Source organism: Microbulbifer sp., from assembly GCF_051659245.1.
GTDB lineage: Bacteria > Pseudomonadota > Gammaproteobacteria > Pseudomonadales > Cellvibrionaceae > Microbulbifer.
In genome coordinates this window covers 1-25,331 of sequence record NZ_JBOFOC010000187.1, presented here as the reverse complement: position 1 = coordinate 25,331, position 25,331 = coordinate 1, and the positions used below count along the sequence as shown (strand labels likewise).

At 61.8% G+C, this 25,331-nt stretch carries 22 protein-coding genes and 1 pseudogene; 6 read left to right on the top strand and 17 right to left on the bottom strand.

Translation table 11 applies throughout. The features are described 5' to 3' along the window. Nucleotides 1–109: 109 nt before the first annotated feature. The 8 genes from ACRC0P_RS17795 to ACRC0P_RS17760 all read right to left on the bottom strand — a co-directional run bounded on the left by ACRC0P_RS17795 (nt 110) and on the right by ACRC0P_RS17760 (nt 6,349). Nucleotides 110–844 (bottom strand): hypothetical protein, encoded by a 735-nt coding sequence (locus ACRC0P_RS17795; protein ID WP_438632644.1) that lies wholly within the window; start codon nt 842–844, stop codon nt 110–112. A gap of 27 nt (nt 845–871) precedes the next feature. Then, nucleotides 872–1,282: an ACT domain-containing protein gene (locus ACRC0P_RS17790; RefSeq protein WP_438632643.1), complete on the bottom strand. Its 411-nt coding sequence runs from the start codon at nt 1,280–1,282 to the stop codon at nt 872–874. A 45-nt stretch (nt 1,283–1,327) separates the two neighbouring features. Next, entirely contained in the window at nt 1,328–2,029 is a 702-nt protein-coding gene (locus ACRC0P_RS17785) for a hypothetical protein (protein WP_438632642.1), read from the bottom strand. A gap of 81 nt (nt 2,030–2,110) precedes the next feature. Continuing rightward, nucleotides 2,111–2,590, bottom strand: coding sequence for a hypothetical protein (locus tag ACRC0P_RS17780; RefSeq protein WP_438632641.1), 480 nt, complete (start codon nt 2,588–2,590; stop codon nt 2,111–2,113). Between the two features lie 142 nt (nt 2,591–2,732). Beyond that, nucleotides 2,733–3,227 (bottom strand): ecotin family protein, encoded by a 495-nt coding sequence (locus tag ACRC0P_RS17775; protein WP_438632640.1) that lies wholly within the window; start codon nt 3,225–3,227, stop codon nt 2,733–2,735. After that, a complete protein-coding gene (locus tag ACRC0P_RS17770; RefSeq protein WP_438632639.1) occupies nt 3,228–4,409 on the bottom strand; it encodes a c-type cytochrome in 1,182 nt (393 codons plus the stop codon). It abuts the gene before it with no gap. 441 nt (nt 4,410–4,850) lie between these two features. After that, complete coding sequence (locus ACRC0P_RS17765) at nt 4,851–5,537, bottom strand: thiol:disulfide interchange protein DsbA/DsbL (protein WP_438632638.1); 687 nt, start codon at nt 5,535–5,537, stop codon at nt 4,851–4,853. 161 nt (nt 5,538–5,698) lie between these two features. Then, nucleotides 5,699–6,349 (bottom strand): c-type cytochrome, encoded by a 651-nt coding sequence (locus ACRC0P_RS17760; RefSeq protein WP_438632637.1) that lies wholly within the window; start codon nt 6,347–6,349, stop codon nt 5,699–5,701. Nucleotides 6,350–6,484: 135 nt separating this feature from the next. On the opposite strand from ACRC0P_RS17760, the gene yihA reads away from it, so the two are divergent. Then, a complete protein-coding gene (gene yihA / locus ACRC0P_RS17755) occupies nt 6,485–7,123 on the top strand; it encodes a ribosome biogenesis GTP-binding protein YihA/YsxC (RefSeq protein ID WP_438632636.1) in 639 nt (212 codons plus the stop codon). Between the two features lie 159 nt (nt 7,124–7,282). Here the strand turns inward: yihA and ACRC0P_RS17750 are convergent, their stop codons facing one another. The 6 genes from ACRC0P_RS17750 to ACRC0P_RS17725 all read right to left on the bottom strand — a co-directional run bounded on the left by ACRC0P_RS17750 (nt 7,283) and on the right by ACRC0P_RS17725 (nt 12,702). Continuing rightward, complete coding sequence (locus ACRC0P_RS17750; protein ID WP_438632635.1) at nt 7,283–7,447, bottom strand: hypothetical protein; 165 nt, start codon at nt 7,445–7,447, stop codon at nt 7,283–7,285. A gap of 13 nt (nt 7,448–7,460) precedes the next feature. After that, complete coding sequence (locus tag ACRC0P_RS17745) at nt 7,461–7,913, bottom strand: hypothetical protein (RefSeq protein WP_438632634.1); 453 nt, start codon at nt 7,911–7,913, stop codon at nt 7,461–7,463. A 587-nt stretch (nt 7,914–8,500) separates the two neighbouring features. Then, the gene (locus ACRC0P_RS17740) at nt 8,501–10,318 is read right to left on the bottom strand and encodes an adenosylcobalamin-dependent ribonucleoside-diphosphate reductase (RefSeq protein WP_438632633.1); all 1,818 of its coding nucleotides are present in this window, start codon (nt 10,316–10,318) and stop codon (nt 8,501–8,503) included. Between the two features lie 76 nt (nt 10,319–10,394). Next, on the bottom strand, nt 10,395–11,363 hold the full coding sequence (locus ACRC0P_RS17735; protein ID WP_438632632.1) for a ribose-phosphate diphosphokinase: 969 nt from the start codon (nt 11,361–11,363) through the stop codon (nt 10,395–10,397). Continuing rightward, nucleotides 11,341–12,006 (bottom strand): dienelactone hydrolase family protein, encoded by a 666-nt coding sequence (locus tag ACRC0P_RS17730; RefSeq protein WP_438632631.1) that lies wholly within the window; start codon nt 12,004–12,006, stop codon nt 11,341–11,343. Before ACRC0P_RS17730 ends, ACRC0P_RS17735 begins: the two co-directional genes overlap by 23 nt. A gap of 45 nt (nt 12,007–12,051) precedes the next feature. Beyond that, the gene (locus tag ACRC0P_RS17725) at nt 12,052–12,702 is read right to left on the bottom strand and encodes a phosphoribosyltransferase (RefSeq protein WP_438632686.1); all 651 of its coding nucleotides are present in this window, start codon (nt 12,700–12,702) and stop codon (nt 12,052–12,054) included. A gap of 79 nt (nt 12,703–12,781) precedes the next feature. Here ACRC0P_RS17725 and ACRC0P_RS17720 point away from each other — a divergent pair, with 79 nt between their 5' ends. Further along, entirely contained in the window at nt 12,782–13,792 is a 1,011-nt protein-coding gene (locus ACRC0P_RS17720; protein WP_438632630.1) for a hypothetical protein, read from the top strand. 551 nt (nt 13,793–14,343) lie between these two features. Here the strand turns inward: ACRC0P_RS17720 and ACRC0P_RS17715 are convergent. From ACRC0P_RS17715 to ACRC0P_RS17705, 3 genes are all read right to left on the bottom strand, one after another. Then, nucleotides 14,344–15,444 (bottom strand): tetratricopeptide repeat protein, encoded by a 1,101-nt coding sequence (locus ACRC0P_RS17715; RefSeq protein ID WP_438632629.1) that lies wholly within the window; start codon nt 15,442–15,444, stop codon nt 14,344–14,346. Nucleotides 15,445–15,563: 119 nt separating this feature from the next. After that, on the bottom strand, nt 15,564–18,287 hold the full coding sequence (gene polA / locus ACRC0P_RS17710; RefSeq protein ID WP_438632628.1) for a DNA polymerase I: 2,724 nt from the start codon (nt 18,285–18,287) through the stop codon (nt 15,564–15,566). A gap of 354 nt (nt 18,288–18,641) precedes the next feature. Continuing rightward, nucleotides 18,642–19,532 (bottom strand): metal ABC transporter solute-binding protein, Zn/Mn family, encoded by an 891-nt coding sequence (locus ACRC0P_RS17705; protein ID WP_438632627.1) that lies wholly within the window; start codon nt 19,530–19,532, stop codon nt 18,642–18,644. A gap of 152 nt (nt 19,533–19,684) precedes the next feature. Here ACRC0P_RS17705 and ACRC0P_RS17700 point away from each other — a divergent pair, with 152 nt between their 5' ends. The 4 genes and pseudogenes from ACRC0P_RS17700 to ACRC0P_RS17685 form a co-directional block, all read left to right on the top strand. Further along, nucleotides 19,685–20,392 (top strand): ATP-binding cassette domain-containing protein, encoded by a 708-nt coding sequence (locus tag ACRC0P_RS17700; protein ID WP_438632626.1) that lies wholly within the window; start codon nt 19,685–19,687, stop codon nt 20,390–20,392. Beyond that, the gene (locus ACRC0P_RS17695; RefSeq protein WP_438632625.1) at nt 20,389–21,198 is read left to right on the top strand and encodes an iron chelate uptake ABC transporter family permease subunit; all 810 of its coding nucleotides are present in this window, start codon (nt 20,389–20,391) and stop codon (nt 21,196–21,198) included. Before ACRC0P_RS17700 ends, ACRC0P_RS17695 begins: the two co-directional genes overlap by 4 nt. A 264-nt stretch (nt 21,199–21,462) precedes the next feature. Beyond that, nucleotides 21,463–24,297, top strand: a complete 2,835-nt coding sequence (locus ACRC0P_RS17690; RefSeq protein WP_438632624.1) for an Ig-like domain-containing protein — start codon at nt 21,463–21,465, stop codon at nt 24,295–24,297. 730 nt (nt 24,298–25,027) lie between these two features. Next, nucleotides 25,028–25,331, top strand: a pseudogene (locus ACRC0P_RS17685) (transposase); the annotation flags it as partial.

Sequence of the window (25,331 nt, the reverse complement as noted above, 5' to 3'; positions counted from 1 at the left end):
AAAGGGCTACCCCACCCGGCTTTGTGCCACCTTCGCGGCCTTGAACTTCGAAACTTGAGGTCGTTAAGATAACAAATTACCCAGGTCGCTGGTGGGAAGAGCCTTTATTTCATTCGCCCGGAAAACTTTTCGCTATCGCTCTCGCCACCTGCTCGTGGGCGGTATCCGGACAAAAATCCCCGTGTGCCGACAGCAGGTGCGCAAACGGCAGGCGCAACAGGCGCTGGAAATCCGCCAGCAGCCAGTGGGCCAGATCCTTTCCCTCCGGGGTCATGCGCATGCGCCAGATGGGCGCCACCTGCATTCCGCGCCGGAGGCCGGACAGGCGCAGTAAATTTTTGCCGCACCAACTGCAGCCGCACCAGTTCTCCCAGTACTGCAGGGCGTCGCAGGTCAGCAGCAGGCCACCATCCCCGGGCACCCAAAGCGCGGCCTCGGGAAAACGGCCGCGGCTGAATTCAAAAAAGTACCCGCCGGGCACCGGGCAATCACCGCCCTCCCGCAGCCACTGGTCCGCCGCCGGCGCGGGATAGAAAGTCGAATTGAGCTGGCGCCAGAAGGTGAGATTGAATTTGTCGCGGTAGTAAAGATCGTCGCAGCCGTGGTAATAGCCGAGGCGCACCGCGTGGCGGATATTGCCCAGGTCCAGCAGTTTTTCCTCCACCGCCGGGCGCAGGCGCACCGGGTTGACCAGTATCAGGTCGTCACCGCAGCGCACTATGCCCATATTGCGCTTGACCACAGTCGCTGGAGCGAGTTTTGTCGAGCCCGGCAGGCAGAAGAATTCCGGCAGCAGCCGCCGGATTTTACCGTGGGGTTGTGCAGGTGGGTAGGCGATCCGCATGGGAACTGCCGCGGCTTCGCCGGCCGGTCACGAGTACTGCGCCCGGTTGCTGGCGCCGCGCAGGATCTGCAGTGCCTCCTGCGCCCTGTCCCCCGGCACGAAGACATGATCGTGGCGCAGCGCCGCCACCACATTGGCGCTAATGCCCGCACTCGCCAGTTCGGCGGCGATGGCGGCAGTCAGGCCCACTGCCTCGAGGCTGGAATAGACCCGCAGGGTGATCTGGCGAAAACTGCCGCTTGCCTCCAACTCCTCGCGTTCCGCCACCGACTGCGGCAGAATCGCACTGACCCCCTCTCTTTCGCGAAACAGGCACAGACATTCCCGCCACAGCGACCGCGCCTGCTCTTCATCCAGCAGACAGAAAGTATAGGTTTCATCCTCCAGGCGGGACTCCATGTTCTGTAGCAGTTTTTGCAAACGCACTTCTGCATTCATACATTAAATCGCCGGGTTGTTGCTCTTTTTCAACGGCGCGGGCCGTCAGTCCCGACTCGCCTTGGGGTCGGTGCCACCGGCCGGCATCTCTGTAAACTCCTCGCCTTCAAATTCCGGCTCGCCCTCCGCCGGAGTGGTGTCCACGGCGATGTCGCGCCGGGCCTCCCGCTCCCAACGGTCCAGCACCAGATCGATATCTTTTTCCAGCTCGACGTTGGGAAATTCCGGGCAGGGTGCATCTTTCACCGGGTTGTGCCAGCCGGACAGCGGGGCCACGAATACGATCAGGGACTTGTGCAGGTGATTTTCGCCGATACTGGCTTCGGTCCAGGTGGTCTGCCAGGCGAATTTCCCCTTTACCGCATAATCGCTCTCGTAGGATTTGAGAGTGAGAAAATAGGGATAGAGTTTACCGCCCCGGCATACGATGCGCCGCTCTGTTTTGATATTGGCCATCTGGGTAAAAGGATCGAAGTACCAGCGGATGTCGTAGCCGTAGACAAAGCGCATTTCCCCGTTGCGCTCGATAAACGCGTAAGAGCGGCCGCTTCCGTCTCCTTTCAGGCTCCATACGTGGCGCGCCTCGCCGTCCCGGGAAATCAGCCAGGAACCCACCCACTGTTCGGCGGAAAGACGGGATTCGGCTTGCCAGCCCTCGACCTCCTCGTCTCCGTCGTCTTTCGCCGCCAGGGCCGCAGCGCAGGCACTCATCAGCGCCAGCGCAAGAATAAAGCGCCGCTGTACCACAGCCTTACTCCAAGTCCGCTTTATTCTTCCGTGAAGTTTTTTCCTGTTTCTCCAGTCTCAGCCGGCGGCTTTCATCATCGCTCAGGAGCCCGCGAGCTTCGGGCACTCGCTGCCCGCCCGCGGGGTCTGCCAGCGGCTCAGGCGCCGCTGGAAGCTCAACAGTCCGCCGCCATCCTGGAGCCAGTGGCGACCGTCCACTATCGCGAAGTTTAAGGTGACCGGACTCCAACCGGTAAAAGCCACCGCAACCACGCCGCCGGTGCAGCGCACCGAGGCGCCGGTGCGCACGCGCACCCGGTCACCCTGCAGTTTCCAATTGATGGCAAAGCCGTGGGATAAGCGGCCGCCCTCGCCGAATCCATAGGCGAAACCGGTGCCGTCGGCGCGCAATTGCCACACCAGTTGCTCGTCGCCCTCGCCCACCACCAGCCAGTTGCCGGCCCACTGACGCTGGGGGGACTCCGCCGCGGCCGGCGATGGCGACAGGAGGAGCATCAGCGAAGCGATGGCACAGAGGGAAGGGAGGGTTTGGCTGAGGGACAGGCGACGCAAAAACTTCATGCGCAACTCTTCTGTTACTGCGGAGGGTTTAGGCAATGGCGGTGAACGCCACCGCCTAATTTAAGGCTAGACGCAAAAACCTACCGTGGCAGCGGAAACGACAAAAAACTTTATTGAGCCGCCACAGGGCGCGGAGAAGCGTTTATTTCGAGTGGGCGTCCGAGAAGGTCTTGTCTGCGCGCCACACACGGTATTTCAGCTCGAAGCCTTCGGGCAGGTAAACCACCAGCGGCCGCTCGCTGTTGTAGGGCACCATCAGGTCCTCGCCATCCACACGCACGAAGCGCCGCGCTTCGCTGCCTTCGGGGCAGGCTTTGAGCGTGGTCGGAGCGGGCCGGGGCTCGCCCAGCACGTAGTAGCCATAGCCCCAGCCGGGAAGGGTCCCGCGCTTCAGCGGCGCGCGGTAACCGCGCAGATTGCAGTCCACCACTTCGTATTTGCCGGGCACCAGCTCCACCATAAAACGGTTCTCGTCCGCCACCCTGGGCAAGTGAATCACCTGGCGCCGCTTGCCGTCGAGGCTCCCGGGGAAAGCGTCCAGGTCGGAGCAGGCGGCGGCGGTGGTAAACAGCAGCAGTGCGGCGAACAGGGCACAGCGCAGCGGCATGGGAACCCCCTTGGCGCGAAAACTCTCCATTCAGTCTAGACGCCGGCGGCGCAGTCCGAGCCAGAGCAGCAGCCCCAGGGCCGCGGCGGCGGCGAACAGCAGCCAGGCCCAGAGAGTCACCCGCCCGCTCTCGGCGGCAGGCTCCAGGCGCGCCTGGGCCTGGGCCAGCGCCGTGCGCAATTGCTGGAAAGCGGCGATCACTTCGGTGCTGGGGGCGTCCCCCAGTATCGCGCCCCGCAGCGACTGCCACCGCCCCGCCAGCTGTGTCGCCAGGGGCGCGTCGCGCCCGGCCAACTGCTCGCGCACCGGCCGGTAGCCCTGGCGGAATGCAAGCATCAACTGGTGGTAGGCCGCGGCACTGTCCCCGGCGCGGTAGCTGGTCTCCGCCAGTTGCAACAAACCGCCGGCACGCGTCAGGGGGTGTTCCAGCGCGCGCACCTGCTGTGGATTGCCGCGCCACCACATCAGTGCCGCGGCGGCGTCCCCGGGAAGTTCCACCGGCCGGGTGGTGGCCATCCCGGGCAAGCCGATCAGCGCCGGATATCGCCGGGCCAGCTCCACCGGCGGGGGTTCGTACGCGGCCGCCGCCAGATGGGCGACGGTCACCGCCAGGGCCCATCGCTGGTGGCTCGTGAGGTCACCGTCGATGTCGCTGCCGTGCACCGAGTCCGCCGCGGGGTCGAGGGTGTTGTAGAGGTCGTAGAGGCTGAAATTGGCCATGCGTTGGGAGTCGCGCAGAGCCGGCCCCCCGGCTCCCCCCTCACCGCGGCCTCCGTGGCAGGCGGCGCAACGCCTGGCGTAGAGGGGAGCGGCCGCGCTCGCCGCGGGCAATACTTCCGCCGGCGAGCGCTGTAACTGGTAGAGGGCCGCGAGGCGGTCGGCAGCGGCGTTGGCGCGGCGGCGCACCCCCTCGGCATCGCGCTTTGCGGCGATGGCCGCGTCCAGTTCCAGTATGCTGTTTTCCAGCGCGGCGCGGCCCGGCTTATCCGGCAACTGGCGCACCAACCCCAGTGCGCGCTCCAGATTACGCCGCTGCTGGCGGTAGAGAAAGGGATCGCGCACCTCACCCTCCTGCACCGCCTCGCCGTAGTCCACGGCGATATAGGACAGCAGGTTGCCGGCCTCGGCCGCCAACGGCTCCTGGGCGCGCACTTCGCCGGATAGCCACGTGAGAGTCAGCAGGCAGAGGCGAAACAGCCAGGTACATTGCATAGGCGGGTATTTAGCGGGGGTTTCGCAACAGATTAGCACCGCGGTGCTCGTAGGGGCTGGTGTTCGCGAACACAAAATTCGCGCACCCTGTGGGAGCCTGCCCCGCAGGCGAAAAGACGGTGCTAAACGGCAACGCTGTTATTCGCCAGCAGGGCTGGCTCCCACAGGGCGATTCCCCCTTAATTTAGTGCCATTCGGGTCCGATCCGAATGGCACTTACTTAAGCGGTTTCCGGCTCCCGTAGGGCGGATAAGCGAAGCGCATCCGCCGCCCCAGGCTTTGTAACTGGTGGATGCGCTTCGCTTATCCACCCTACAAATAAGGCCATTTGCGCTTAAATCAGTGCAATTCGGGTCCGGTCCCATGAGCCAATGGTTCTGCGAACTCGAAACTTGAGTCAGAAACCCCGCACGGGGCGGGGTTCGGGAAGCGGGGACCGGCTCAGCCCTTGTCCGCACGCTCCTTGGCAATCAAATAGTCGGCCACCTCCAGCATCATCTGCTGGCCGTCGCTCTTGCCCTTGAAGCCCGGCAGGGAGGTGCTGATGCGGTACTTGCCGGCCACCACCACTTCCGGGGTGCCGGAAAGCTGGTAGGCGCGCTGGCTGGCGGAGCCCTGTTTTACCTTGCTGCTGATGGCAAAGGAGTTCATCAGCTTGGCGGCCTTGGCGCCATCGACGCCTTGCTGGTTGAACAGCGTCTCGATGGCCTTCAGGTCCGGGTTCCACTCGCGACCTTCGCGGGTGGCGAACATTTTGCGCTCGTTGTTGATGGCGTTGAAGATGGGTTGGTGCATCTTGTCCAGCACGCCCATGGCTTCGGCCACGTAGTACATACGCGCGTGCACTTCCATCACCGGCTGCCAGATGGCGGGAACCTTGAGCAACGCCACGTCCTCGGGCGCACCCTTCTTCCAGCGGTTGAGGATCGGCTCGAAGTGGTAGCAGTGACCGCAGCCATACCAGAACAGCTCAGTCACCTCGATTTTGCTGTCGTCCTTTTGCGGCACCGTCTGGGGCAACACCTGGTAGTGCTGGCCCTCTTTGAACTGGCCGCTGTCCTGGGCACAGGCGGTCAGGCTGAACAGCAGGGCGAACAGCAGGGAAAGGGGGGCGGCGACGGCTCTCATAGTTTTCTCCAATCGTTATTCTCGCGGCCCGCACACGGGCCGATCGACTCAGTAGGACAGCGCAGATTATTGAAGTTCCCTGGCGAGGAAGCAAGGAAGCGGCGCCCGAAACGCGAAAAGGCCGGTCCTGGACCGGCCATTTTGAGAACGACAGCGGGCAATCAGTCAGTCAGGCCCGCCACATAGTTGGCCAGGGCCTTGATCTCGGCATCGGACAGCGGCTTGGCGACGCTGCGCATCACCCGGGTGTCGCCGTCGTTGGCACGGGTGCCCTCGCGGAAGGCTTTCAGCTGGGTCTCCACATACTCGGCGTACTGGCCGGAGAGGCGCGGATAGCCGGCCGGCGCGTTGCCCTTGCCGGTGGGGGAGTGGCAACCCATGCAGGCCGGCACGCCCGTCTCCGGATTGCCGGCGCGGAAGATTTTGCGACCCAGCGCCAGCCCATCCACATTCTCGCCGCTGTTGAGCATTACCGACATGGGCTCGGAACCGGCCAGCTGGGTCTGCTGGGAGGCGAAGTAGGCGGCGATGTCCTGCAGATCCTGCTCGTCGAGGTTATCCAGCAGCCCAGCCATCTGCGGCACGCTGCGCTCGCCGCTCTTGATGTCCGCCAGCTGCTTGGCCAGGTAGTTCTCCCCCAGGCCGGCCAGTTTGGGGAAAGTCGGGGCCGGGCTGTTGCCGTCGGCACCGTGACAGGCGGCACAGGCCGCGGCCTTTTCTTTGCCGGCGGCGGAGTCTCCGGCCGCGAGGGCGAAAGGTGCGGCCATCGCCAGGCCGAGAAGCAGAGCGGTGTTCTTTATAATGCTGTTCATACGTCGTCCCGTTGCGCGCTGAAATATGCCATCTGGCGCCGCCCCCTCTAATAACTCCAACAAAAAGAGTTCTGCGACGCAAAAACCGCGGCATTATATACTTGCGCGCCAAGCGAAGGTACCCGGTGCACTCCTATGTCTGAAGCCCCCCCAGAACCCGTCAATTTCCGCGCAGTACAGTTTCTGATCAGCGCCCCCACCCTGGCGGAGTGCCCGCCGGACAGCGGCGCCGAGGTGGCCTTTGCCGGGCGCTCCAACGCCGGCAAGTCCAGCGCGATCAATGCGCTCACCGGCAACAGCAAACTGGCGCGCACCTCCAAGACCCCGGGGCGCACCCAACTGATCAATTTCTTCCGCTTGAGCGACGAGCGGCGCCTGGTGGACCTGCCCGGCTACGGCTACGCCAAGGTGGCGCGGTCGATGAAGGACGAGTGGCAGCGCCACCTGGCTTTCTACCTGGAGCGGCGCCAATGCCTTCGGGGACTGGTGCTGCTGATGGATATCCGCCAGCCGCTCAAGGAATTCGACCTGCATATGCTCACCTGGGCCAACACCGCCGGCCTGCCGGTCCATATACTGCTGACCAAGGCGGACAAGCTGAAAAACGGCCCGGCCAACAATACCCGCTTCGCGGTGGAAAAGGCCTTGAAGGAACAGGGGCTGGATACCGGGGTGACTGTGCAGACCTTCTCCGCCACCAGGAAAACCGGGCTGGACAAGCTGGAGCACAAGCTGAACGGGTGGCTGGCACCGGCGGATTCGGGCTCCCTGTAGAGAAGCGGCGGGGCGGCCATCCGCCGCTGGCCGCGATAAAGTTGGACGCCGGGGGGCGAGCCATAGGGAAGCGGCGAATCGACGGCGGCCTTGCGGCCCGCATGCCGAGCTGGAGCTCGGCGTTCCCAGGGGGCCGCTTCTCTAAAGCGGCCCCTGGAGTCAGGGCGCGGAACGGGACAGCAGGGAATTGAGCAGCAACCGCCGCAACTGCCTGCGCGCCCGCGGGGTAAGCCCGCGCAACTCCTCCGCGACCAGGCGCCGCTGCAACAGCAGCAGCGCCAGGGTGTCCTCCCTGATCTCTATTTTCAGATAGCGCGATTCCATGGCTACCCCCGGTTCAGTGATAGGTGTTCAGCTGCGCGCCCCCGCTGCGGCCGGCCAGCTCGTAGTGTTTCGGTATCCGCGGTTCACTGCGGTACAGCGCCTCGATACAGTCCGCAGTGACCTGGCAGCTGCGGTCGCGTTGCAGTTCCCGGGCCAGCCGCGAGCTGGCGCCCACCAGCAGGTAATTGTACAGGCCGCTCTCTCCCTGCTGCCGGTAGGACGACATCAGGGAGACCGCACAGTTGGTGAAGCGACCCACCGCCACCGGATAGCTGGGCCAACTCTCCGCCAGCAGGTAGTCCGCGAGTTCGTAGGCACAGCCGAAATAGGGTGCGGCCTCGCCGTATTTGCCGCTGTCGAACAGCGCACAGCCCTGCTCCATCCAGTCCAGCCAGTAGCGCTCCGACCTCTGGGTATCGGAGGTCAACCACTGGCGGTGATTAGCGCACAAGAATTTCAAGTTCATAAGCTGTCTCCCAAACCATAACTCATGCTAATGCGACTCATTATCATTTGCAACAAAAGTCTAGGAGAATTACAGGGAGGGGGATGGAATGTGCCGGGAAGGCAAAAAAAAAAAGCCGGCAGATGGGGACTGCCGGCCAGGGGTCTGTGCCCTTGGGGATGGGCACTTAAGACGCACCCAGGGGGACGGGTACGCCTTTTGGGCTCTCGCCCAATCTTTCCCGCTTCCAATCGTATTTAAAGCTTAAGCTGAGGGCACCGGATTCCCCATAAAATTTGCGCCGCAACCGCCTCGGCAATTTCACAAACCGGGTACTCTACAAAAAAAAGAGCCCCGACATTGGGTCGGGGCAAGGGGAAAGCTGACTGTCTGGGTTACGGGCACCATCCTGCGATCTGTCTACTTAGAGGGGCGGTTTTGGCGCGGGTTCCCCGGCCGGCAAGCGTTAACGGGCTGCCGGGGGCTCACTTCCCGCCGAGGGACGTATTTAAGGGGCGCCCAGCCGTGTCCCGGAAAGAGGCACCCCTCCCGGCCCCGCGCTGGGCGTGCAGCACCATAGATCGCAAACAGGCTCTAAGAGCAGCGAGCTACTCCCCTTCCCGCTCTATATCGCAGCAATGGCTCGCGGGAATATCGTCCGCTCCCATCAGCACCGCCTGGGTGACCGGGTTGGGGCGGAAGGTGGTGCAGCCTTTCAGGCCCAGTTCAAAGGCCTCCCGGTAGAGGGACTCAAAGTCCTCGAAGGGATAGTCCTCGGGAATATTCACCGTCTTGGAGATGGCGTTGTCCACACAGGGCTGCAACGCCGCCTCCATCCGCAGGTGGGCGCGCGGCGATAGCTTGCGCGCGGAGATAAAGGTCTCCGGCAGCTTCTCCGGGTCGTTGCCGCGCTCGCACCAGAGCCAGTAGGCGGGATCGGTGATATCGAACTCCCGGTAGTCGCCGTTCGGGGTCAGCACCCGCCGGCGGTGGCGGAAGTCGAACACCGGCTCCACACCGCTGGACACGCCGTTGGCGAGCAGGCTGATGGTGCCGGTGGGGGCTATGGCCACCAGGTGACTGTTGCGGATGCCCTTGGCGGCAATGCCCTCGCGAAGCGTCTCCGGCAGCGCGCGGGCGTGGGCACCGTCCAGGTAGGCCTCGCGCTCGAAAAACGGGAAGCTGCCCTTCTCCGCCGCCAACTCGATGGAAGTGCTGTAGGCGGTGTCGCGCAGTACTTTCATCACCTGCCGGGCCAGTGTGCGCGCGGCCTCGCTGTCGTAGTGCAGGTCCAGCATGATCAGCACGTCCGCCAGCCCGGTGATTCCCAGCCCCAGCCGCCGACTGCCGCGGGCCTGTTCCGCCTGGGCCGGCAGCGGGTAGCGGGACAGGTCGATCACATTGTCCAGCATGCGCACCCCCAGGCCCACGCAGTCGCGGATGCCGGGCCAGTCCAGGTCCGCGTGCTCGGTAAACGGCTCGCGCACAAAGCGGGTCAGGTTTACCGACCCCAGGTTGCAGGCGCCGTAGGGCGGCAGGGGGATTTCGCCACAGGGGTTGGTGGCGGTGATCTGCTCCCGGTAGTGGAGGTTGTTGTGCTGGTTGATGCGGTCGACAAACAGCACACCGGGCTCGGCATAGTCGTAGGTGGCGCGCATGATTTTGTGCCACAGTTCGCGGGCGCGCACCCGCTTCAGCACCCGGCAGGGCACCGCGGCCACCTCGCCGGTCCAACGGCGCGGCAGCAGTTCACCGCCCTCCCCCTCCAACTGGTGTTCGGGAAACACCAGCGGCCAGTCGCGATCCGCGTCCACCGCGGCCATAAAATCGTCACACACCAGCACCGAGACGTTGAAATGGCGCAGTTCCCGCGGGTCTTTCTTGGCCGCCACGAAGCGCTCGATATCCGGGTGATCGCAGCGCAGGGTGGCCATCATCGCGCCGCGCCGGCTGCCGGTGGATAACAGGGTGGCGCACATGCTGTCCCAGATGCGCATAAAGGACACGGGCCCGGAGGCGATGGTGCCGGTTTTGAGGGCGCGGCTGCCCGCCGGACGCAGGGTGGAAAAGTCGCAACCGATACCGCCGCCCTGCTGCATGGTCAGCGCGGCCTCCTTGAGCTGATCGAAGATGGCGTCCATGGAATCTTCAATCACCCCCATCACAAAGCAGTTGAACAGGGTAACCTGATGGCCGGTGCCGGCGCCGGCGAGGATGCGCCCGCCAGGCAGGAAGCGGAACCCCTCCAGGTTGCGGTAGAAGTGCTTGGCCCAGAGTTCCCGATCCGTGGGCTCCACCCCGGCCAGGGCATTGGCCACCCGCCGCCAACTGTCCGCCACCGATTTGTCGAATACCTGTTCGCCGTTGCGGTGGCGGTATTTGGTGTCCCAGATAAAGCGGGATATCTCCGCCGCGAAATGGTGCATCTCAGAACCTGTTTGAAGTCTTCGTTTTTCCGTCTTCAGTGGAGGAGAGCTCTGTGCCAGATCCGCAAACAAGCCCTCAGATACTGAGTTCCACCGCCGGGCCCCCTTCGTGGAGGCGGCGGATTGCATCGGCCAGCAGCGGCGCGCAGCTGACCACCTGCAGCTTGTCCACGCCGTCCGCCTGCGGCAGCGAATCGGTGACCGCGACCGCCTCCAGCGGCAACCGGCCGAGCTTTTCCAGGGCATCGCCACAGAACTGGCCGTGGCTGGCCAGGGCGAAGATACGCCTGGCGCCGCCGTTGTGCATGGCGTCCGCGGCGCGGCGCACAGTGCCGCCGCCGGAGATCAGGTCGTCGACGATCAGCACGCAGGCATCGCGCACTTCACCCACCAGGGTGCCGCCGCTCAGTTGGTCCGCGCTGCGGTACTTCTCCACGAAGGCACTGCCGATTTCCCGCTCCAGGCGCTCCCCCAGCGCCCGGCGGAAAGCCTCGGCGCGCTTGACCCCGCCCACATCCGGCGACGCCACCACCAGCGGTCCGTCGTCGTCGCGCAGCTGCGCCTCGGCGAAGTCCACAAACAGCGGCTGCGCCGGCAGGTGGAGGGTGCGGCAGCGGAAGGCGTTCTCGAACGCGGCCAGGTTGTGTGCATCCAGGGTCGCCACGCAGTCCGTTTCCGTGGATTCAAACAGTCCGGCCAGGTATTGGATGGAGAGGGGGTCGCGCAGCTTGGTGCGGCGGTCCTTGCGCGCGTAGCAGAGGTAGGGAATCACCGCGCTGACCCGGGCGGCGCCGGCGTCTTTCAGCGCGCCGGTAAAGAACAGCAGGCGCACCAGCTTGTCGTTCACGCTGTGTTCGGCATCGCTGTACAGGGACTGCACCAGGTAGACATCCGCCCCCTCCACGTCCTCCAGGGGGCGCAGCTTGTGCTCGCCGTCGACGAAGTCCCGCTCCTCGTGTTCACCCAGGGGTTCACCGAGGGCGTCCGCCACCTTGCGGGCAAAGTCGGCGCCGGAATCCAGGCTAAACAGCTTTAGCGGTGGCATGGCGCAGGTAGTGCTGAAACCAGTCGATGGCGAGGCGGATCACCTCTTCCAGTGTGCCGGGCTCCTCGAACAGATGGGTGGCGCCGCGCACTATCTCCAGGTGCGGATCGTTGGTCATGCACGCCGCCGCGTCGCGGTTGAGTTCGATCACCTGGAGGTCCTCCCCGCCGACGATCAGCAGGGTTGGCGCCTGCACTTTCGGCAGCGCCTCATCTGCCAGGTCGGGCCGACCGCCGCGGGACACCACCGCCCCCACCCGACGGGGGCGCTCGGCGGCGGCGATCAGCGCAGCGGCGGCGCCGGTGCTGGAGCCGAACAGGCCGCAGTGCAGTTCCGCGGTGTCCGCCTCCCCCGCCGCCCAGTCGACCGCCGCCGCCAGGCGCCGGGCCAGGCGCGGGATGTCGAAGCGGAATTCGCGGGTGACCTCGTCGATCCGGTTTTCGTCGGCGGTGAGCAGGTCGAACAGCAGGGTGCCAATACCCGCCTGGTTCAACTGCCCCGCCACCATGCGGTTGCGCGGGCTGAAGCGGCTGCTGCCGCTGCCGTGGGCAAAGAGCACCAGGGACTCCGTACCCGGCGGCAAGGAAAGGAATCCCCCCAGCCGCTCGCCGGCCGCATCGACGGTTACTTCGCGCTCGCTCATGGCTGTATATCCTCCGCCTCGCTCATGGCTGATCCTCCGCCTCGCTCATGGCTGTAAATCCTCCGCCTCGCGCATCATCGCGATCACCTGTTCGTCGCTCAGTTGGGAGAAGTCGCGATACCAGGCGCCGATCGCCCAGAAGGCTTCCGGGGTCATCAGGCATTCCACCTTGTCCACCAGGGAGGAAAACCGTCGCAGCGAATCGGGCGGCGCCACCGGCACCGCCAGCACCAGAGACTCGGGTTTCTGCTCGCGCACCGCGCGCGCCGCCGCCTCCATGGTGGCACCGGTGGCGATGCCGTCGTCCACCAGGATCACACAGCGGTCCTTCAGCTCCGGCCAGGGCCTGTCGCCGCGGTAGCGCCCGGCGCGCCGCTCCAGTTCCCCCTGTTCCTCGCGGGCCACTTCCTCCAGCGCCTCGTCGCTGACACCGCAGCTGCGCATCACCTCTTCGTTGATCACTCGCGCGTGGCTGGTGATGGCACCCATGGCCAGCTCCTTGTGGCCGGGCACCCCCAGTTTGCGCACCAGTATCAGATCCAGCGGCGCCTTCAGCGCGCGCGCCACCTCCAGGCCCACGGGCACGCCGCCGCGGGGCAGCGCGAGGACAATCAGGTCTTTGCGGTCGCCAAAAGAGTCGCGGAGAGATTCGGCCAGCCGGCGGCCGGCCTCGGTGCGGTTTTCGAAGGGCGTCATCACAACCCGGCCCTCGTACAGCTCATTGAGTGGTCGATAAAACTAGACTAGCAAACAGACGCCCCCAGAAATCCGAGTTATGACCGATTTTCCCGTCGAAACACCGGGCTTGAGCGAAAAGACCCGCTTCCTGCTCTCGCCCACCAGCTACCCCGAAGGCGCCCGCCGGGTGGAACTGGTGGAAACCCATATGGCGCGGGTGTTCCTGACCGAGCGCTTCGCCTACAAAATGAAAAAGCCAGTGCGTTCCAGCTACCTGGATTTCAGCACCCTGGACAAGCGCTACGGCGACTGTCGCGAGGAGCTGCGCCTGAACCGGCGCCTGACCGACGGCGTCTACCTGGATGTATTGGCCCTGCGACTGACTGCGGAGAACCAGCTGACCCTGGGCGGGCCGGGGGCGCCGGTGGAGTGGCTGGTAAAGATGCGCCGCCTGCCGGAAGAGGCCAGCCTGCCCCGCCGCATCGACAGCACCACGGCGGAAACCCTGGCGCCGCTGCTGCGGCGCCTGTGCGATTTCTACCGCACCGCCGAAGTGATTCCGTTGATTGGGGAGCAATACCTGGAGCGGCTGCACCGCCACTGCGAACAGCTGCGCCGGGATTTACTGGCCCCGGAACTGGGGCTGGCGAAGGAGGAGATAGAGCATATCGCGCGGGCGCTGCTGGACTTTATCCGGCAGCAGCCGGAACTGCTGGCCCGGCGCGCGAACGGCGGGAAAATCGTCGAGGGTCACGGCGACCTGCGCCCGGAGCACTGCTTCCTGACCGACCCGCCACAGATCATCGACTGCCTGGAATTCAGCCGCCCCCTGCGCTGCCTGGACCCGGTGGACGAACTGGGCTATCTGGCGCTGGAGTGCGAGCTGCTGGGACGAAAGGACCTGGGGGAGGTGCTGTTGAAGGGCTACTGCCGTGACGCCGGCGACGAGGTCCCGGAAGCGCTGCTGCGCTTCTACAAAGGCCGCCGCGCCTTCCTCCGCGCGCAGCTGGCGGCGGCGCACCTGCAGGACGGCGAGGTCCCCGAACCGGACAAATGGCGGCGCAAGACCCGCGACTACCTGGACGCCGCCCGGGCTTACTGCCGTTGATCTTTCAGGTTTTTAAGCAGGGCGCCCGATTTTGATACCGGGAATAAAAAAACACCCCGGGCTTGGGGGGGCACCGGGGCGAAACATCTGACTTCCTTGGGGGATGATGACGCATTCCAACGATCTTGCCTGTTTAGAGAGCTCCCTACCGGAACGGTTCCCCAAAAATCGCAAAAAAATGAAAATTTTTTATCTGCGGGATTTGCTGCCTCGCTTAATGGCGGGGAAATCCACGGAGGCCCATCGCGTAAGGTCAGCCGCCCTTGCAGACGGCGCATCGACGGGACCTGTAGGCCAGCGTAGCCAGTGCCACAGCGTACACAAGCACAAAGCGGCAAATCCAGAATTTTCTGCCCACTCCGCATTTCCCTTACCCGTAGGGTGCGCCGTCACCAAAAGGACCGCGATGCCGGCCCGAGCTGTATCGGTGCGCATGGCCCCTACATCGAGGTCTTGTAGGGTGGACAAAAGAGCGAAGCGACGTGCCCATAAGACGAAAGGTGATGGGCACGCTGCGCTTTGCCCATCCTACTACTGACAACAAAAAATCATTACCGATCATCGCCCATGGACGCCAGGATACGATCAACTGATTTCTTGCGCGCAGCAGACGGCGAAATATCGTTGGCGGCCCGATAGTATTTCAGCGATTGCTCCAGATTGCCCTGTCCCTCATAGGCCTTGCCGAGATTGTAGGCGGCATTGGACTTCAGCTTATCGTTGCCAAAACTAAAAACCTGCAGTGAGTAACGAATCGACTGATCCAGGTTGCCGGACCGTAGATGTGCAAGCCCTAGGTTGGATATCGCCTCGTAATTCGCAACATCCAGTTTTTGCGCTTGCTCAAACTCCCTAACTGCAGCGGCATAGTTGCCCTCTCGATAGTATTTCAGTCCCCTCTTATTTCTCGCATTTGATAGGGAGGTAAAGCCCGGCTGGTAGCTCCCCTCTACAAAAGTCAGTACCGGCTCCCACTCATTGTTGAAGGCGAGCTTCAGGTCAACAATGTATCCCGCTACACACTGGCAGTGCCGCGGGTGGGAAAAAGTGTAACGGCGGAGTCCGTGATCCCTCCATTCATAACGCTCATTGCCGAGGCTTTGGCCGGCAGGGATATCCAGTTCCTGTAAAAAGGACTCATCCACGGAGGCTTTACGGAGGGTTGAGTCTTCGACGAGGTAAAAACTCCACTCGACCATATTACCCGTGCCGCTGAAACTGCACTTTGCGGCAAGCAGTTCCCGTCCATTCAGCCTCTGGATGCTTTCCGGATACAGCAAACATTGGCCGCTGGTAATCTTGCCAAGCCGCTGATAGCCGGATGCTGTTTTGCGGAAAACCGTGGCGTGCTGTGCGCCCGGTTCTCCGTAACAAGATTTGCCCTGGGATATCGGCTCTTCGTCTTCGTGCAGGTAATTGATTTCAACGCTATTGGTAAGAGCGTAGTAGGTTTCCGATTTTCCAATCGCATGGAATTCCTCGCGGACACATTCCTGGTAGGTATGGCAACGCTCCCCTCTTTTCGATTCATAACACTCTGTTCCGGGCTCCCGAAACTCCAGACGCTTAATGCCATTCAAACTATCAAAGGGGACAGTCTCGGCAAAGGCAGAGGACGCAAAGACCAAAGCCACCATCGGGATTACGCGCATTGAACGATTTTCTTTTGTTGCATTTTTACCCCGATCATAACATCACAGGTAAAGACTACGTAAAACGTCCCAAGTGATGGTGTTCTGGCGACCGCACTAGTGCGCCCGCCCAATTGCCTTCAATGCGCCTCGTCCCAGTTGGCCCCCCGCCCCAGGTCCACGATCAGCGGCACGGCCAGCTCGGCGGCGCCCTGCATCAGCCCGGTGATGCCTTCGCTCACCCGCGCGGCTTCGTCCTCCGGCACTTCCAGCACCAGTTCGTCGTGCACCTGCATGATCAGCTTGCTGGCCAGCTTTTGTTCCGCCAGCCAGGCGTCCACGGTGATCATCGCGCGCTTGATGATGTCCGCGGCGCTGCCCTGCATGGGCGCGTTGATCGCGGTGCGTTCGGCGGCCTGGCGCTGCATGGCGTTGCGGGAGTTGATCTCCGGCAGGTAGAGCCGGCGGCCGAAGAGGGTTTCCACATAGCCCTTTTCCGCCGCCTGTTTGCGGGTGCTGTCCATATACCGCCGCACGCCGGGATAGCGCTCGAAATAGCGCTCGATATAGGTCTGGGCGTCGGCGCGGGGGATGCCCAGTTGCTTGGCCAGGCCGAAGGCGGACATGCCGTAGATCAGGCCGAAGTTGATCGCCTTGGCGCGGCGGCGCTGCTCGCCGTCGACTTCCTCCGGCGTCACCTCGAACACCTCGGCGGCGGTGGCGCGGTGGATGTCGGCCCCCTGGGCAAAGGCATCCACCAAGCCCTTGTCGCCGGACAGGTGCGCCATGATGCGCAGCTCGATCTGTGAGTAGTCCGCGGCGATGATCACGCGGCCCTCGGGGGCCACGAACGCCTGGCGGATGCGCCGGCCCTCCTCGGTGCGGATGGGGATGTTCTGCAGATTCGGATCGCTGGAGGACAGCCGCCCCGTGGCCGCCACCGCCTGGTGGTAGGAGGTGTGCACGCGGCCGCTGGCCGGATCGATCATCAGCGGCAGCTTGTCGGTGTAGGTGTTCTTCAGTTTCGCCAGGCCCCGGTATTGCATGATCAGCGCCGGCAGCTCGTGGCTGTGGGCCAGTTCCTGCAGCACCGGCTCGGCGGTGGAGGGGGCGCCCTTTGGGGTCTTCTTGATCACCGGGATCAGCAGTTTTTCGAACAGGATGGTGCCCAGCTGCTTGGTGGAGCCGAGGTTGAACTCCTCACCGGCGACGATAAAGGCCTGCTGCTCCACATCGCGCATTTTCTGTTCCAGTTCCCCGCTCTGTTTGGCGAGCATCGCAGCATCGATATAGGTGCCGTAGCGCTCCATGCGCGCGAGCACCGGAACCAACGGCATCTCGATTTCGTCCAGCACCTTTTCCAGGGAGGGCTCGCGGGCCAGGCGCGTGCTCAACTCATTGTGCAGGCGCAGGGTGATGTCGGCGTCCTCGGCGGCGTAGGGCCCGGCCTTTTCCAACTCTATCTGGTTGAAGGTGAGCTGCTTGGCCCCCTTGCCGGCGATGTCCTCGAAATGCACCGTGTGCTCGCCCAGGTACTTGAGCGCGAGGCTGTCCATATCGTGGCGGCTGGCGGTGCTGTCGAGCACGTAGGATTCGAGCATGGTATCGCGGTAGACGCCACGCAGCTGGATGTCGCAGCTAGCGAGGATATGACTGTCGTACTTCAGGTGTTGCCCGACTTTTTTCTGCGCCGGGTCCTCCAGCAGCGGCCGGAGTTTTTCCAGTACCGTTTCCATGGGCAGCTGTTCCGGCGCGCCCATATAGTCGTGGGCCAGGGGCACATAGGCGGCCTCGTGGGGCTCCACGGCAAAGGACAGGCCCACCAGCCTGGCCTGCATATAGTTGAGGCTGGTGGTCTCGGTGTCGAAGGCGAAAACTTCCGAGTTTTTCAGTTTTTCCAGCCAGCGGTCGAAATCCCCCATCTCGGTGATGATTTCATAATTCCGCTCGGCGGCGGCCTGCTGTACCGCGTCCTGCACGCTGTCGCCGTCCAGTTCCTCCAGCCAGCCGCGAAACTCCAGTTCGCCGTAGAGCTGCTTGAGTTGTTCCTTGTGCGGTTCGCCATGGTGCAGGTCCCGGGGATGAACCGGCATCTCCACATCGGTCTTGATGGTGGCGAGCTTGTAGGACAGCTCCGCGGCCTCGCGGTGTTCGGCCATTTTCTTGCCCAGGGTTTTCGCACCGCGGAAACCCAGCGGCGCGATGGCATCCAGGTCCGCGTAGATATCCTTCAGGCTGCCGAGGTTCTGCAAAAGGGCCAGCGCGGTTTTCTCGCCGACGCCGGGCACACCGGGAATATTGTCGGACTTGTCACCCATCAGCGCGAGGAAATCGATGATCAGCTCCGGGCCCACGCCGAATTTTTTCTCCACACCCTCCACGTCCATCTCAGTGTTGGACATGGTGTTCACCAGGGTGATGCCCGGGCGCACCAGCTGCGCCATGTCCTTGTCGCCGGTGGAGATAATCACCTCCTGCCCCTCCCCGAGGGCTTCAAGGGCAAGCGTTCCGATCACGTCGTCCGCCTCCACGCCGTCGATCACCAGCCGCGGCAGGCCCATGGCATCGATCAGGTCGTGGATCGGCTGTATCTGCTCGCGCAGGTCGTCGGGCATGGGCGGGCGGTGGGATTTGTACTCGGCGAAGAGCTCGTCGCGGAAGGTCTTGCCCTTCGCATCGAACACCACCGCGACGGTGCTGTCCGGATGTTCCTTGAGGTGGCGGCGCAGCATGCTGATCACCCCTCGCACCGCGCCGGTGGGATTGCCCTTGCTGGTGGCCAGCGGCGGCAGGGCGTGGAAGGCACGGTAGAGATAGGAGGAGCCGTCCACCAGGATCAGTGGTGGTTGTTTTTCTCTGCTCATAAATACTTACGTTGGTTTTTTACGGATGTCAGGGTTTTGCGCGGGAGAGCCAATAGCCCGGGCGGCGGCGCTGGTGGGCGACCGCAATTACATGGATGCGGTCGGCTTCCACCGCGTAGATCAGTGATAGTGGGAAATGCCGGAAGAGGTCATTTGTTCCTATAGGAGCCTGCTTGCAGGCGAACGGCTACGGAGCTTCGTTCTTATTTCGCCTGCAAGCAGGCTCCTACATCAGATTTCCCCAAACTATAAAGTTTGTCCCGCTCGGCAATATCGAGCTGCGAATCTCCTTTTCCATGCGCTCCAATGGGAATCCCATCGCGGGAGCTCTCAGCGCGGTCTATGCGGTTGTCGTCATTCTACTCCCGAGCTTTTGTTTTTCCCACCAGGGGGCCGGTCGGGAATCTGTGCCAGGCAGCTGCGCGCATCCGCCAGCAGCTGCTCGACCAGCGCCGGATAATCGGCATCCGCCGGCAGGTCGGTGGCGAGCGGGTCCAGGGTGGCGTAGCGCAGGCCGAGGTTGGCGGCGGTCTGGCGATCGCGGTCGTTGGCGGGCACCTCGCCGAACAGGCAGCCGTCCCCGACACCGCGCAGTTCCAGCAGGGTTTTGGCACCGCGGCGGCTGAAGCTGCTGTCGCTCAAGGCCAGCGTCTTCACCCCGGCGGGACCGAAGAAGTGGCCGTAGGCATCGTGGGTCACCGCCACCGGCACGTCCCGGTAGCCCCAGAGCGCCCGTTCCAGCACCTTCTGCAGGTTGGCCATGCGGCGGGAGAAATCCCGCGCGCGGGTGCGGTACACCTCCGCCTGTTGCGGCTGCAACTGCGCCAGCCGCTCGGCGATCTGCGCCGCGATCAGCGCGGCGTTGCGCGGCCGCAGCCACAGGTGGGAGTCGTTCGCCGAGGCCCCGGCATATTCGTAGCCGTCGGCCGCCAGCAGTTGCAGCTGGCGCTCTTCCGGCAGCAGCGCCATCTGTTTCGCCAGTACGTCCTCCAGCTGCGGCCCCACCCAGACCACCAGCAGCGCCCGCTCCAGCGCCGCCCGGTCCGCCACCGTGGGCGCGTAGTGGTGGGGGTCGCCGTTGGCGATCAGCGCGCGCACCGGCAGTTCCGGCCCGGCGATCTCCCGCGCGATCAGCGCCAGTGGGCGCACACTGACCAACAACTCTCCGCCCTGCGGCCGGGGCTCGCCGCAGGCGGTGACGGCAATCAACAGGAGTACAACAAAAAAACGCTTGGCGGACTTCATCTGGCTCACGGGTTGGCAAAAGGAATGCGATATAATCACACACAGCTTTCACCTGCCAGTCATACACTTTTTCCCGCGGAGATTTCCCCCTGAGTCAGACCGAACCGCTAATCACCGCCGAGAACCTGGGCCTGGAAATCGCCGGGCGCCAGTTGCTGCAGGATATCGACCTGGCGCTGCAGCCGGGGGAAATTGTCACCGTAATCGGCCCCAACGGCGCCGGCAAGACCACCCTGCTGCGCCTGCTGCTGGGACTGAGCAAGCCCACCAGCGGCAAGGTGTGGCGCCGCCCCGGCCTGTGCCTGGGCTATATGCCGCAGCGACTGCAGATAGACCCCTCCATGCCCATGTCGGTGGCGCGCTTCCTGCAGCTGGGCCAGCCGGAGGCCGACGTGCGCGAGGCACTCTCCCGGGTGGGGGCGGAGCGGCTGGCGGATACCGGACTGGCGGAACTCTCCGGCGGCGAGATGCAGCGGGTGCTGCTGGCCCGCGCCGCCTCGCGCAAGCCGCAGCTGCTGGTGCTGGACGAGCCCACCCAGGGGGTGGACCTGGGCGGCCAGGGGGAGGTCTACCGGCTGATCGCCGCGCTGCGGGACCAACTGGGCTGCGGGGTGCTGCTGGTCTCCCACGATCTTCACTTGGTGATGGCGGCCACCGACAAGGTCCTGTGCATCAATCAACATATCTGCTGCGAGGGCCTGCCGGAGCAGGTGAGCCGCGATCCGGCCTACCTGGAACTGTTCGGCGACAAGGTGGTGCCCTACACCCACCAGCACAATCACGAACACGGATTGGGTGGCGATATTATCCATCCACATTCGCATCCACACCCACACGACCGGGACGAGCACAAGCAGTGACCCAGCTCAGCGACTTGTTGCAAACACAGTTTCTCTGGTACGCCCTGGCCGCCGGCCTGCTGGTGGCACTGGTGAGCGGCCCTCTGGGCTGCTTCGCGGTATGGCGGCGCATGGCCTACTTCGGCGACACCCTGGCCCACTCGGCGCTGCTCGGCGTGACCCTGGGATTTATCCTGCAGATCCAAGCCACCATCGCCGTGGGCGCCAGCTGCTGCGCGCTGGCGATCCTGCTGGTTTACTTGCAGCGCCGGCAGAAGCTCTCGGTGGACACCCTGCTTGGCATTCTCTCCCACTCCATGCTGGCGCTGGGCATCGTCACCGTCAGCCTGTTCGGCATCAATGTGGACCTGCTGTCGCTGCTGCTCGGCGACTTGCTCGCGGTGGGTGGGCAGGACCTGGTATTGATGGCAATCGCCGCCGCCGCGATCGCCACGCTGTTGTATTTCCTGTGGGAAAAACTGCTGGCCTTTACCCTGCACGAGGAACTGGCCGCGGTGGAAGGCGTACCGGTGGAAAAAACCCGCCTGGCGCTGATGCTGATGCTGGCGCTGCTGATCGCCATCGCCATGAAGGTGGTGGGCATACTGCTGATCACCGCCCTGCTGATTATCCCCGCCGCCAGCGCCCGCCGACTTTCGCGCACGCCGGAGCGGATGGCCGGGTTTGCGTCAGCAATCGGTTGCCTCGCGGTAGTGTTGGGGCTGCTGGCGTCGATTTTTTGGGATACGCCGGCGGGGCCTTCGATTGTGTTGGCTGCCGGTTTGATATTTCTCGTCACTCAGACTGTTCCGGGTCGAAGCGCCTGAGCGGTTTAAATTCTGCGTTAAGGAACCGGCTGTGCCATCGAAGCCACAACTCCGGCAAGTTAATTTTCACTCCCTGCTCCGAGGGCACAATATCTATTGTGCCACGCGCGTAGCCCCTATATTTTTTCTCTCATGATCTGCATTGCTGTTCAGCAAAAAAAACCGAACAAGAACGATCCATATACAAATAAACAATAGAGCCCCACGCCACAGTCGGGATGTCAACAACACAAGAATCAATAATTACTTATTAAGGGAATATCTATGCATTCAGCTTTCAACAAAAGACTTTCTGCATTTTTGCCAATACTTTTCATGTCCGCCTGTGGCGGTGGTGGCGGTAGCAGTTCGGATGGCGGCGCCCCATACACTTCGTCCAATCGCGCTCCCGAATTTATCTCCGCCAGTGAAATCACCTCGGAGGAAAACAATTCCGACACCTTGTTGACGCTGTCGGCCAGCGATGCCGATGGGGACAACATAATCTTTAGCGTTATTGGTGGCGAGGACCAGTCTCGCTTCCTGATCGATAACGGCAACCAATTGCGCTTCGGATTTGCACCGGACTTTGAGAATCCGGCCGACTTGGATGGCGACAATATCTACCAGGTAACGGTTGAGGCCAGCGACGGCAAGGGCGGCACAGCGAGCCAGGCCGTTGTAATCACCATCCTCGATATCAACGATGGCGCTCCTGAGTTTACCTCCTCCACCGAAATCACCGTACAGGAAGGTGTCCGCGGCGTTTTCTACACAGCTGCGGCACAGGACCCGGATAGGGACGATGTTGCTTACTCGCTGAGTGACGGCGCCGATTCCGGGTTGTTTTCCGTTGATTCCGTCAGCGGCGATCTCCGCTTTAACGATGCGCCAGATTTTGGGTCCCCTGCGGATAGCGACGAAGACAATCTTTATCAGCTGATAATTAGTGCCGCTGATAACGAGGGCGCAGCGAATCAGCTCTCGCTGGAAGTTACCGTTACCGAACAAACGTCGCCATCGGTTCGTATCGATTTTCCGACCGGCGGCGCCAATATGGGTGGGAAGCTTTCCGGTATCGCACTTACCGCCAGGGCTGTCGATCTGGAAAGTGGCAAAGACGCTTCCGACCAGCTGGCCAGCATCACGGTCGACAGTCAGTCGCCAGTACAGGATTCTTCCAGCGAAGCCCTCTGGTATCTCGATACTTCACTCGGCGAAGGCCGGGATGCCTACCGGCTATCTGCACAATTTGTCACTGGTGACGGTGTGGATTACAGCCATTCTGTCATCAATGAGCAGCTGATCGAAATGGCAATCGGAGTTTCCTATGACAACTTTTATGGAACACATTATTTCGCCGACAGATATTTAGGCACGATATTTGAGGTAGGCAGTTCTCGTCGGGTTATTTCCGGACCCACTGTCGGCTCCGGTCCCGCGCTCAAACCGATCGATATGGAGCAGAATTTTCCACTTGTCCGCAGCGATCCCAGTAATGACAAGTTTGTAGTGCTTAATAAAGATGGTTCCATCGTCTCCGTGCAGAGAACCACGGGGGATCGAACCCTGCTGATAGATCCACATTGTTCGCCCTGCGAATCCCTCCCAAAGCGTCGAGAAATTACACTAGACAGTACTGGCACCATTGCGTATTCGACGCTGGCCAAATTCGACCTTCCATATTATGGAGAAATATATCGTTACAACTTATCCACTGGCGACTCTGAATTGATTTCCAGTTCCGATCCGTCTTTACCCAAAGGTAAAGGCCCCGATCTGTCAGTACCGTCTGGTATTGTATTGGATGAAGGAAATGGCCAGCTTTACGTGATTGATATTTCCACGAGTTCTATTGTCAGGGTAGATATTGCCAGTGGCGATAGAACGACGATTAGTGGCAATGGTGTTGGCAACGGCGAAAGACTTTCGGGACACTATATTGTCGGTGATTTTGACAATGGTAAAATCTATGCCCCCGGCTACGAAGATTTCGACATCCAAAAAGTACATCAAGTGGATATAGAAACCGGTAATCGATCAGTTGTTGTCAACTGGGCTACAGGTCAAGGGCCGTTGGTGGGCTATCATTCTTCAATAGGTCGAGAGCCCGCTAACGATCGCCTGCTGTTAGCATCCTATTTGAATTCAGATGCGGCTGTCATATCCCTCGATATCGACACCGGCGATTACTCGGTAATTTCCTCGAACCGTGTCGGGCGGGGACCCAGCGGACCCAGCTACAATTGGAGCGATCTTAGTTATAGCAGTTCCACAGATCGATTACTGGCTGTCTCGCAAAACGACAACGCAGTTGCAGGAATAGACCTGCAGAATGGCGACCGTACAATCGTATCCGACTTTGATCCGGGCGCTTCGCCACGCGTGGTGGCTTCGACAATCGTTGCCGATGAATCCGGTCGCCACGCCTATATATTCGATGAGTACTCCGACCGGTTGACCAGGATAGATCTGGAAAGTGGCGAACTCGCGGTAATCTCTGCCACGGGGATAGGTGAGGGGCCGGCCTTCTTCGGTCTCGTTCAAGCCATGGAGCTGGACGCAAATAACAATCGTATCGTTTTATTGCAGGCGTCGGGACTGATGACCGTCGATCTGGATACCGGCGACAGAGAAATTATTTTCGATAACCACACCGGTAGCGGACCGTTCTTTGACTCTGTCGACGGACTGGCACTGGATCTCGCGAACAACCGCGCCTTCGTCAGCGATGACGGTACCGGCGGAGTTTGGCAAGTCGACCTGACAAGCGGTGATAGAAGCACTTTTGCTTCCTCAGTACACGGCGGCACAGCAGATCAAGCCCCTATCGACCTTGTGCTGGATACCCTTGGTAACCGACTTCTGGTAGGCACCGAAAGTGGAAATCTGGTAGCTATCGATCTGGAAGACTTCTCACAGTCGACACTGTCTAGCGGCAGTGACTGCGATGGCGCCAGCCCCAGCGACTGCCACGGAGTGCCGGTTGCCGCCTTCAGTTCCATGACCATCGATAGGGCAGGCAATCGCCTCTTTGCCTACGATGGCGATCTGGACGGCCTCGGCGGGATAGTTGTTGTCGACCTGCGCTCCGGTCAGCGAGCATTGGCCTCCAAATAGTAATTAATTCTATCCGGGTTCCGAATCTTCGGAACCCGTTCCCACTCCATGACCTTGCCATCACGTAAGTTATTGCTGATAGCTAGATTCGAATTCGATTAGTTGCGTCAAAGACCGCATAGGTAGTTGAGACGTCAACGGTAGATAAATTTTAACCCCTATCACTGCTTTAACCCCGCTTTATCGTATGACAATTGTTCTTATCGATGGGCACTGCTAATGTTGATCTCGGCCAATAAATAGTCACCACCTCATAATTAAAATAAATGGAAGATTAACAACGGATTTTGGACGCCGATGGCGCCGGCAGGGTGAGCGCCAGGGATGGCGCGAGTCATGCAGTCCCGCAAAGGGCCATCCCACCCAGTCCGCCAACCTCACCACGAGATTATGAACAGGCTCTTAGAAAGAAATCTGCGCCGAACGATTTTCGAACGATTTTGGAACGATTTTGGAGGAACGATTTTGGGACGATTTTGGGACAGGACGATTTAGGAACGATTTTGGGAAGGAACGATTTTGGGACACCCACCAAACGATTTCCCACCAAACGATTTCCCACCAAACGATTTGGGACACCCACCAAACCGATTTTGGGACACCCACCAAACAAACAAACCGATTTTGGGACACCCACCAAACAAAAAGCATCTTACGCCAACCCGCTTGAGAAACACTCTTTTCTCCGTAAAAATACTGGCTATTCATCCAACTGTATGGATAGCCAGATATGGGACTTCCGCGCAAAGTCCTGGTATCCCTTGATACAACCCCCTACTACCACTGTGTGTCCCGCTGCGTGCGCCGCGCCTTTCTGTGTGGGCGGGACGAGCGTACCGGGCAGTGTTTTGAGCACCGCCGCCAGTGGATCGAGGACCGATTGCTGGAACTGGCTGAGGTGTTCGCGCTGGATGTTTGTGCCTATGCGGTGATGAGTAATCACTATCATGTTGTGTTACACGTCAACGAGACACAAGCGGCTGGTTGGGAACTGCGCGAGGTGGTGGAGCGCTGGCACCAGTTGTGCAAGGGCT

What these genes read in the sequence shown, in the direction of transcription:
- polA (WP_438632628.1), bottom strand. Translation starts at nt 18,287, where the DNA reads ATGAGCAGAGAAAAACAACCACCACTGATCCTGGTGGACGGCTCCTCC.
- ACRC0P_RS17705 (WP_438632627.1), bottom strand. Translation starts at nt 19,532, where the DNA reads ATGAAGTCCGCCAAGCGTTTTTTTGTTGTACTCCTGTTGATTGCCGTC.
- ACRC0P_RS17780 (WP_438632641.1), bottom strand. Translation starts at nt 2,590, where the DNA reads ATGAAGTTTTTGCGTCGCCTGTCCCTCAGCCAAACCCTCCCTTCCCTC.
- ACRC0P_RS17730 (WP_438632631.1), bottom strand. Translation starts at nt 12,006, where the DNA reads ATGAGCGAGCGCGAAGTAACCGTCGATGCGGCCGGCGAGCGGCTGGGG.
- ACRC0P_RS17735 (WP_438632632.1), bottom strand. Translation starts at nt 11,363, where the DNA reads ATGCCACCGCTAAAGCTGTTTAGCCTGGATTCCGGCGCCGACTTTGCC.
- ACRC0P_RS17765 (WP_438632638.1), bottom strand. Translation starts at nt 5,537, where the DNA reads ATGAGAGCCGTCGCCGCCCCCCTTTCCCTGCTGTTCGCCCTGCTGTTC.
- ACRC0P_RS17795 (WP_438632644.1), bottom strand. Translation starts at nt 844, where the DNA reads ATGCGGATCGCCTACCCACCTGCACAACCCCACGGTAAAATCCGGCGG.
- ACRC0P_RS17720 (WP_438632630.1), top strand. Translation starts at nt 12,782, where the DNA reads ATGACCGATTTTCCCGTCGAAACACCGGGCTTGAGCGAAAAGACCCGC.
- ACRC0P_RS17770 (WP_438632639.1), bottom strand. Translation starts at nt 4,409, where the DNA reads ATGCAATGTACCTGGCTGTTTCGCCTCTGCCTGCTGACTCTCACGTGG.
- ACRC0P_RS17750 (WP_438632635.1), bottom strand. Translation starts at nt 7,447, where the DNA reads ATGGAATCGCGCTATCTGAAAATAGAGATCAGGGAGGACACCCTGGCG.
- ACRC0P_RS17745 (WP_438632634.1), bottom strand. Translation starts at nt 7,913, where the DNA reads ATGAACTTGAAATTCTTGTGCGCTAATCACCGCCAGTGGTTGACCTCC.
- ACRC0P_RS17725 (WP_438632686.1), bottom strand. Translation starts at nt 12,702, where the DNA reads ATGACGCCCTTCGAAAACCGCACCGAGGCCGGCCGCCGGCTGGCCGAA.
- yihA (WP_438632636.1), top strand. Translation starts at nt 6,485, where the DNA reads ATGTCTGAAGCCCCCCCAGAACCCGTCAATTTCCGCGCAGTACAGTTT.
- ACRC0P_RS17690 (WP_438632624.1), top strand. Translation starts at nt 21,463, where the DNA reads ATGCATTCAGCTTTCAACAAAAGACTTTCTGCATTTTTGCCAATACTT.
- ACRC0P_RS17775 (WP_438632640.1), bottom strand. Translation starts at nt 3,227, where the DNA reads ATGGAGAGTTTTCGCGCCAAGGGGGTTCCCATGCCGCTGCGCTGTGCC.
- ACRC0P_RS17790 (WP_438632643.1), bottom strand. Translation starts at nt 1,282, where the DNA reads ATGAATGCAGAAGTGCGTTTGCAAAAACTGCTACAGAACATGGAGTCC.
- ACRC0P_RS17715 (WP_438632629.1), bottom strand. Translation starts at nt 15,444, where the DNA reads ATGCGCGTAATCCCGATGGTGGCTTTGGTCTTTGCGTCCTCTGCCTTT.
- ACRC0P_RS17760 (WP_438632637.1), bottom strand. Translation starts at nt 6,349, where the DNA reads ATGAACAGCATTATAAAGAACACCGCTCTGCTTCTCGGCCTGGCGATG.
- ACRC0P_RS17740 (WP_438632633.1), bottom strand. Translation starts at nt 10,318, where the DNA reads ATGCACCATTTCGCGGCGGAGATATCCCGCTTTATCTGGGACACCAAA.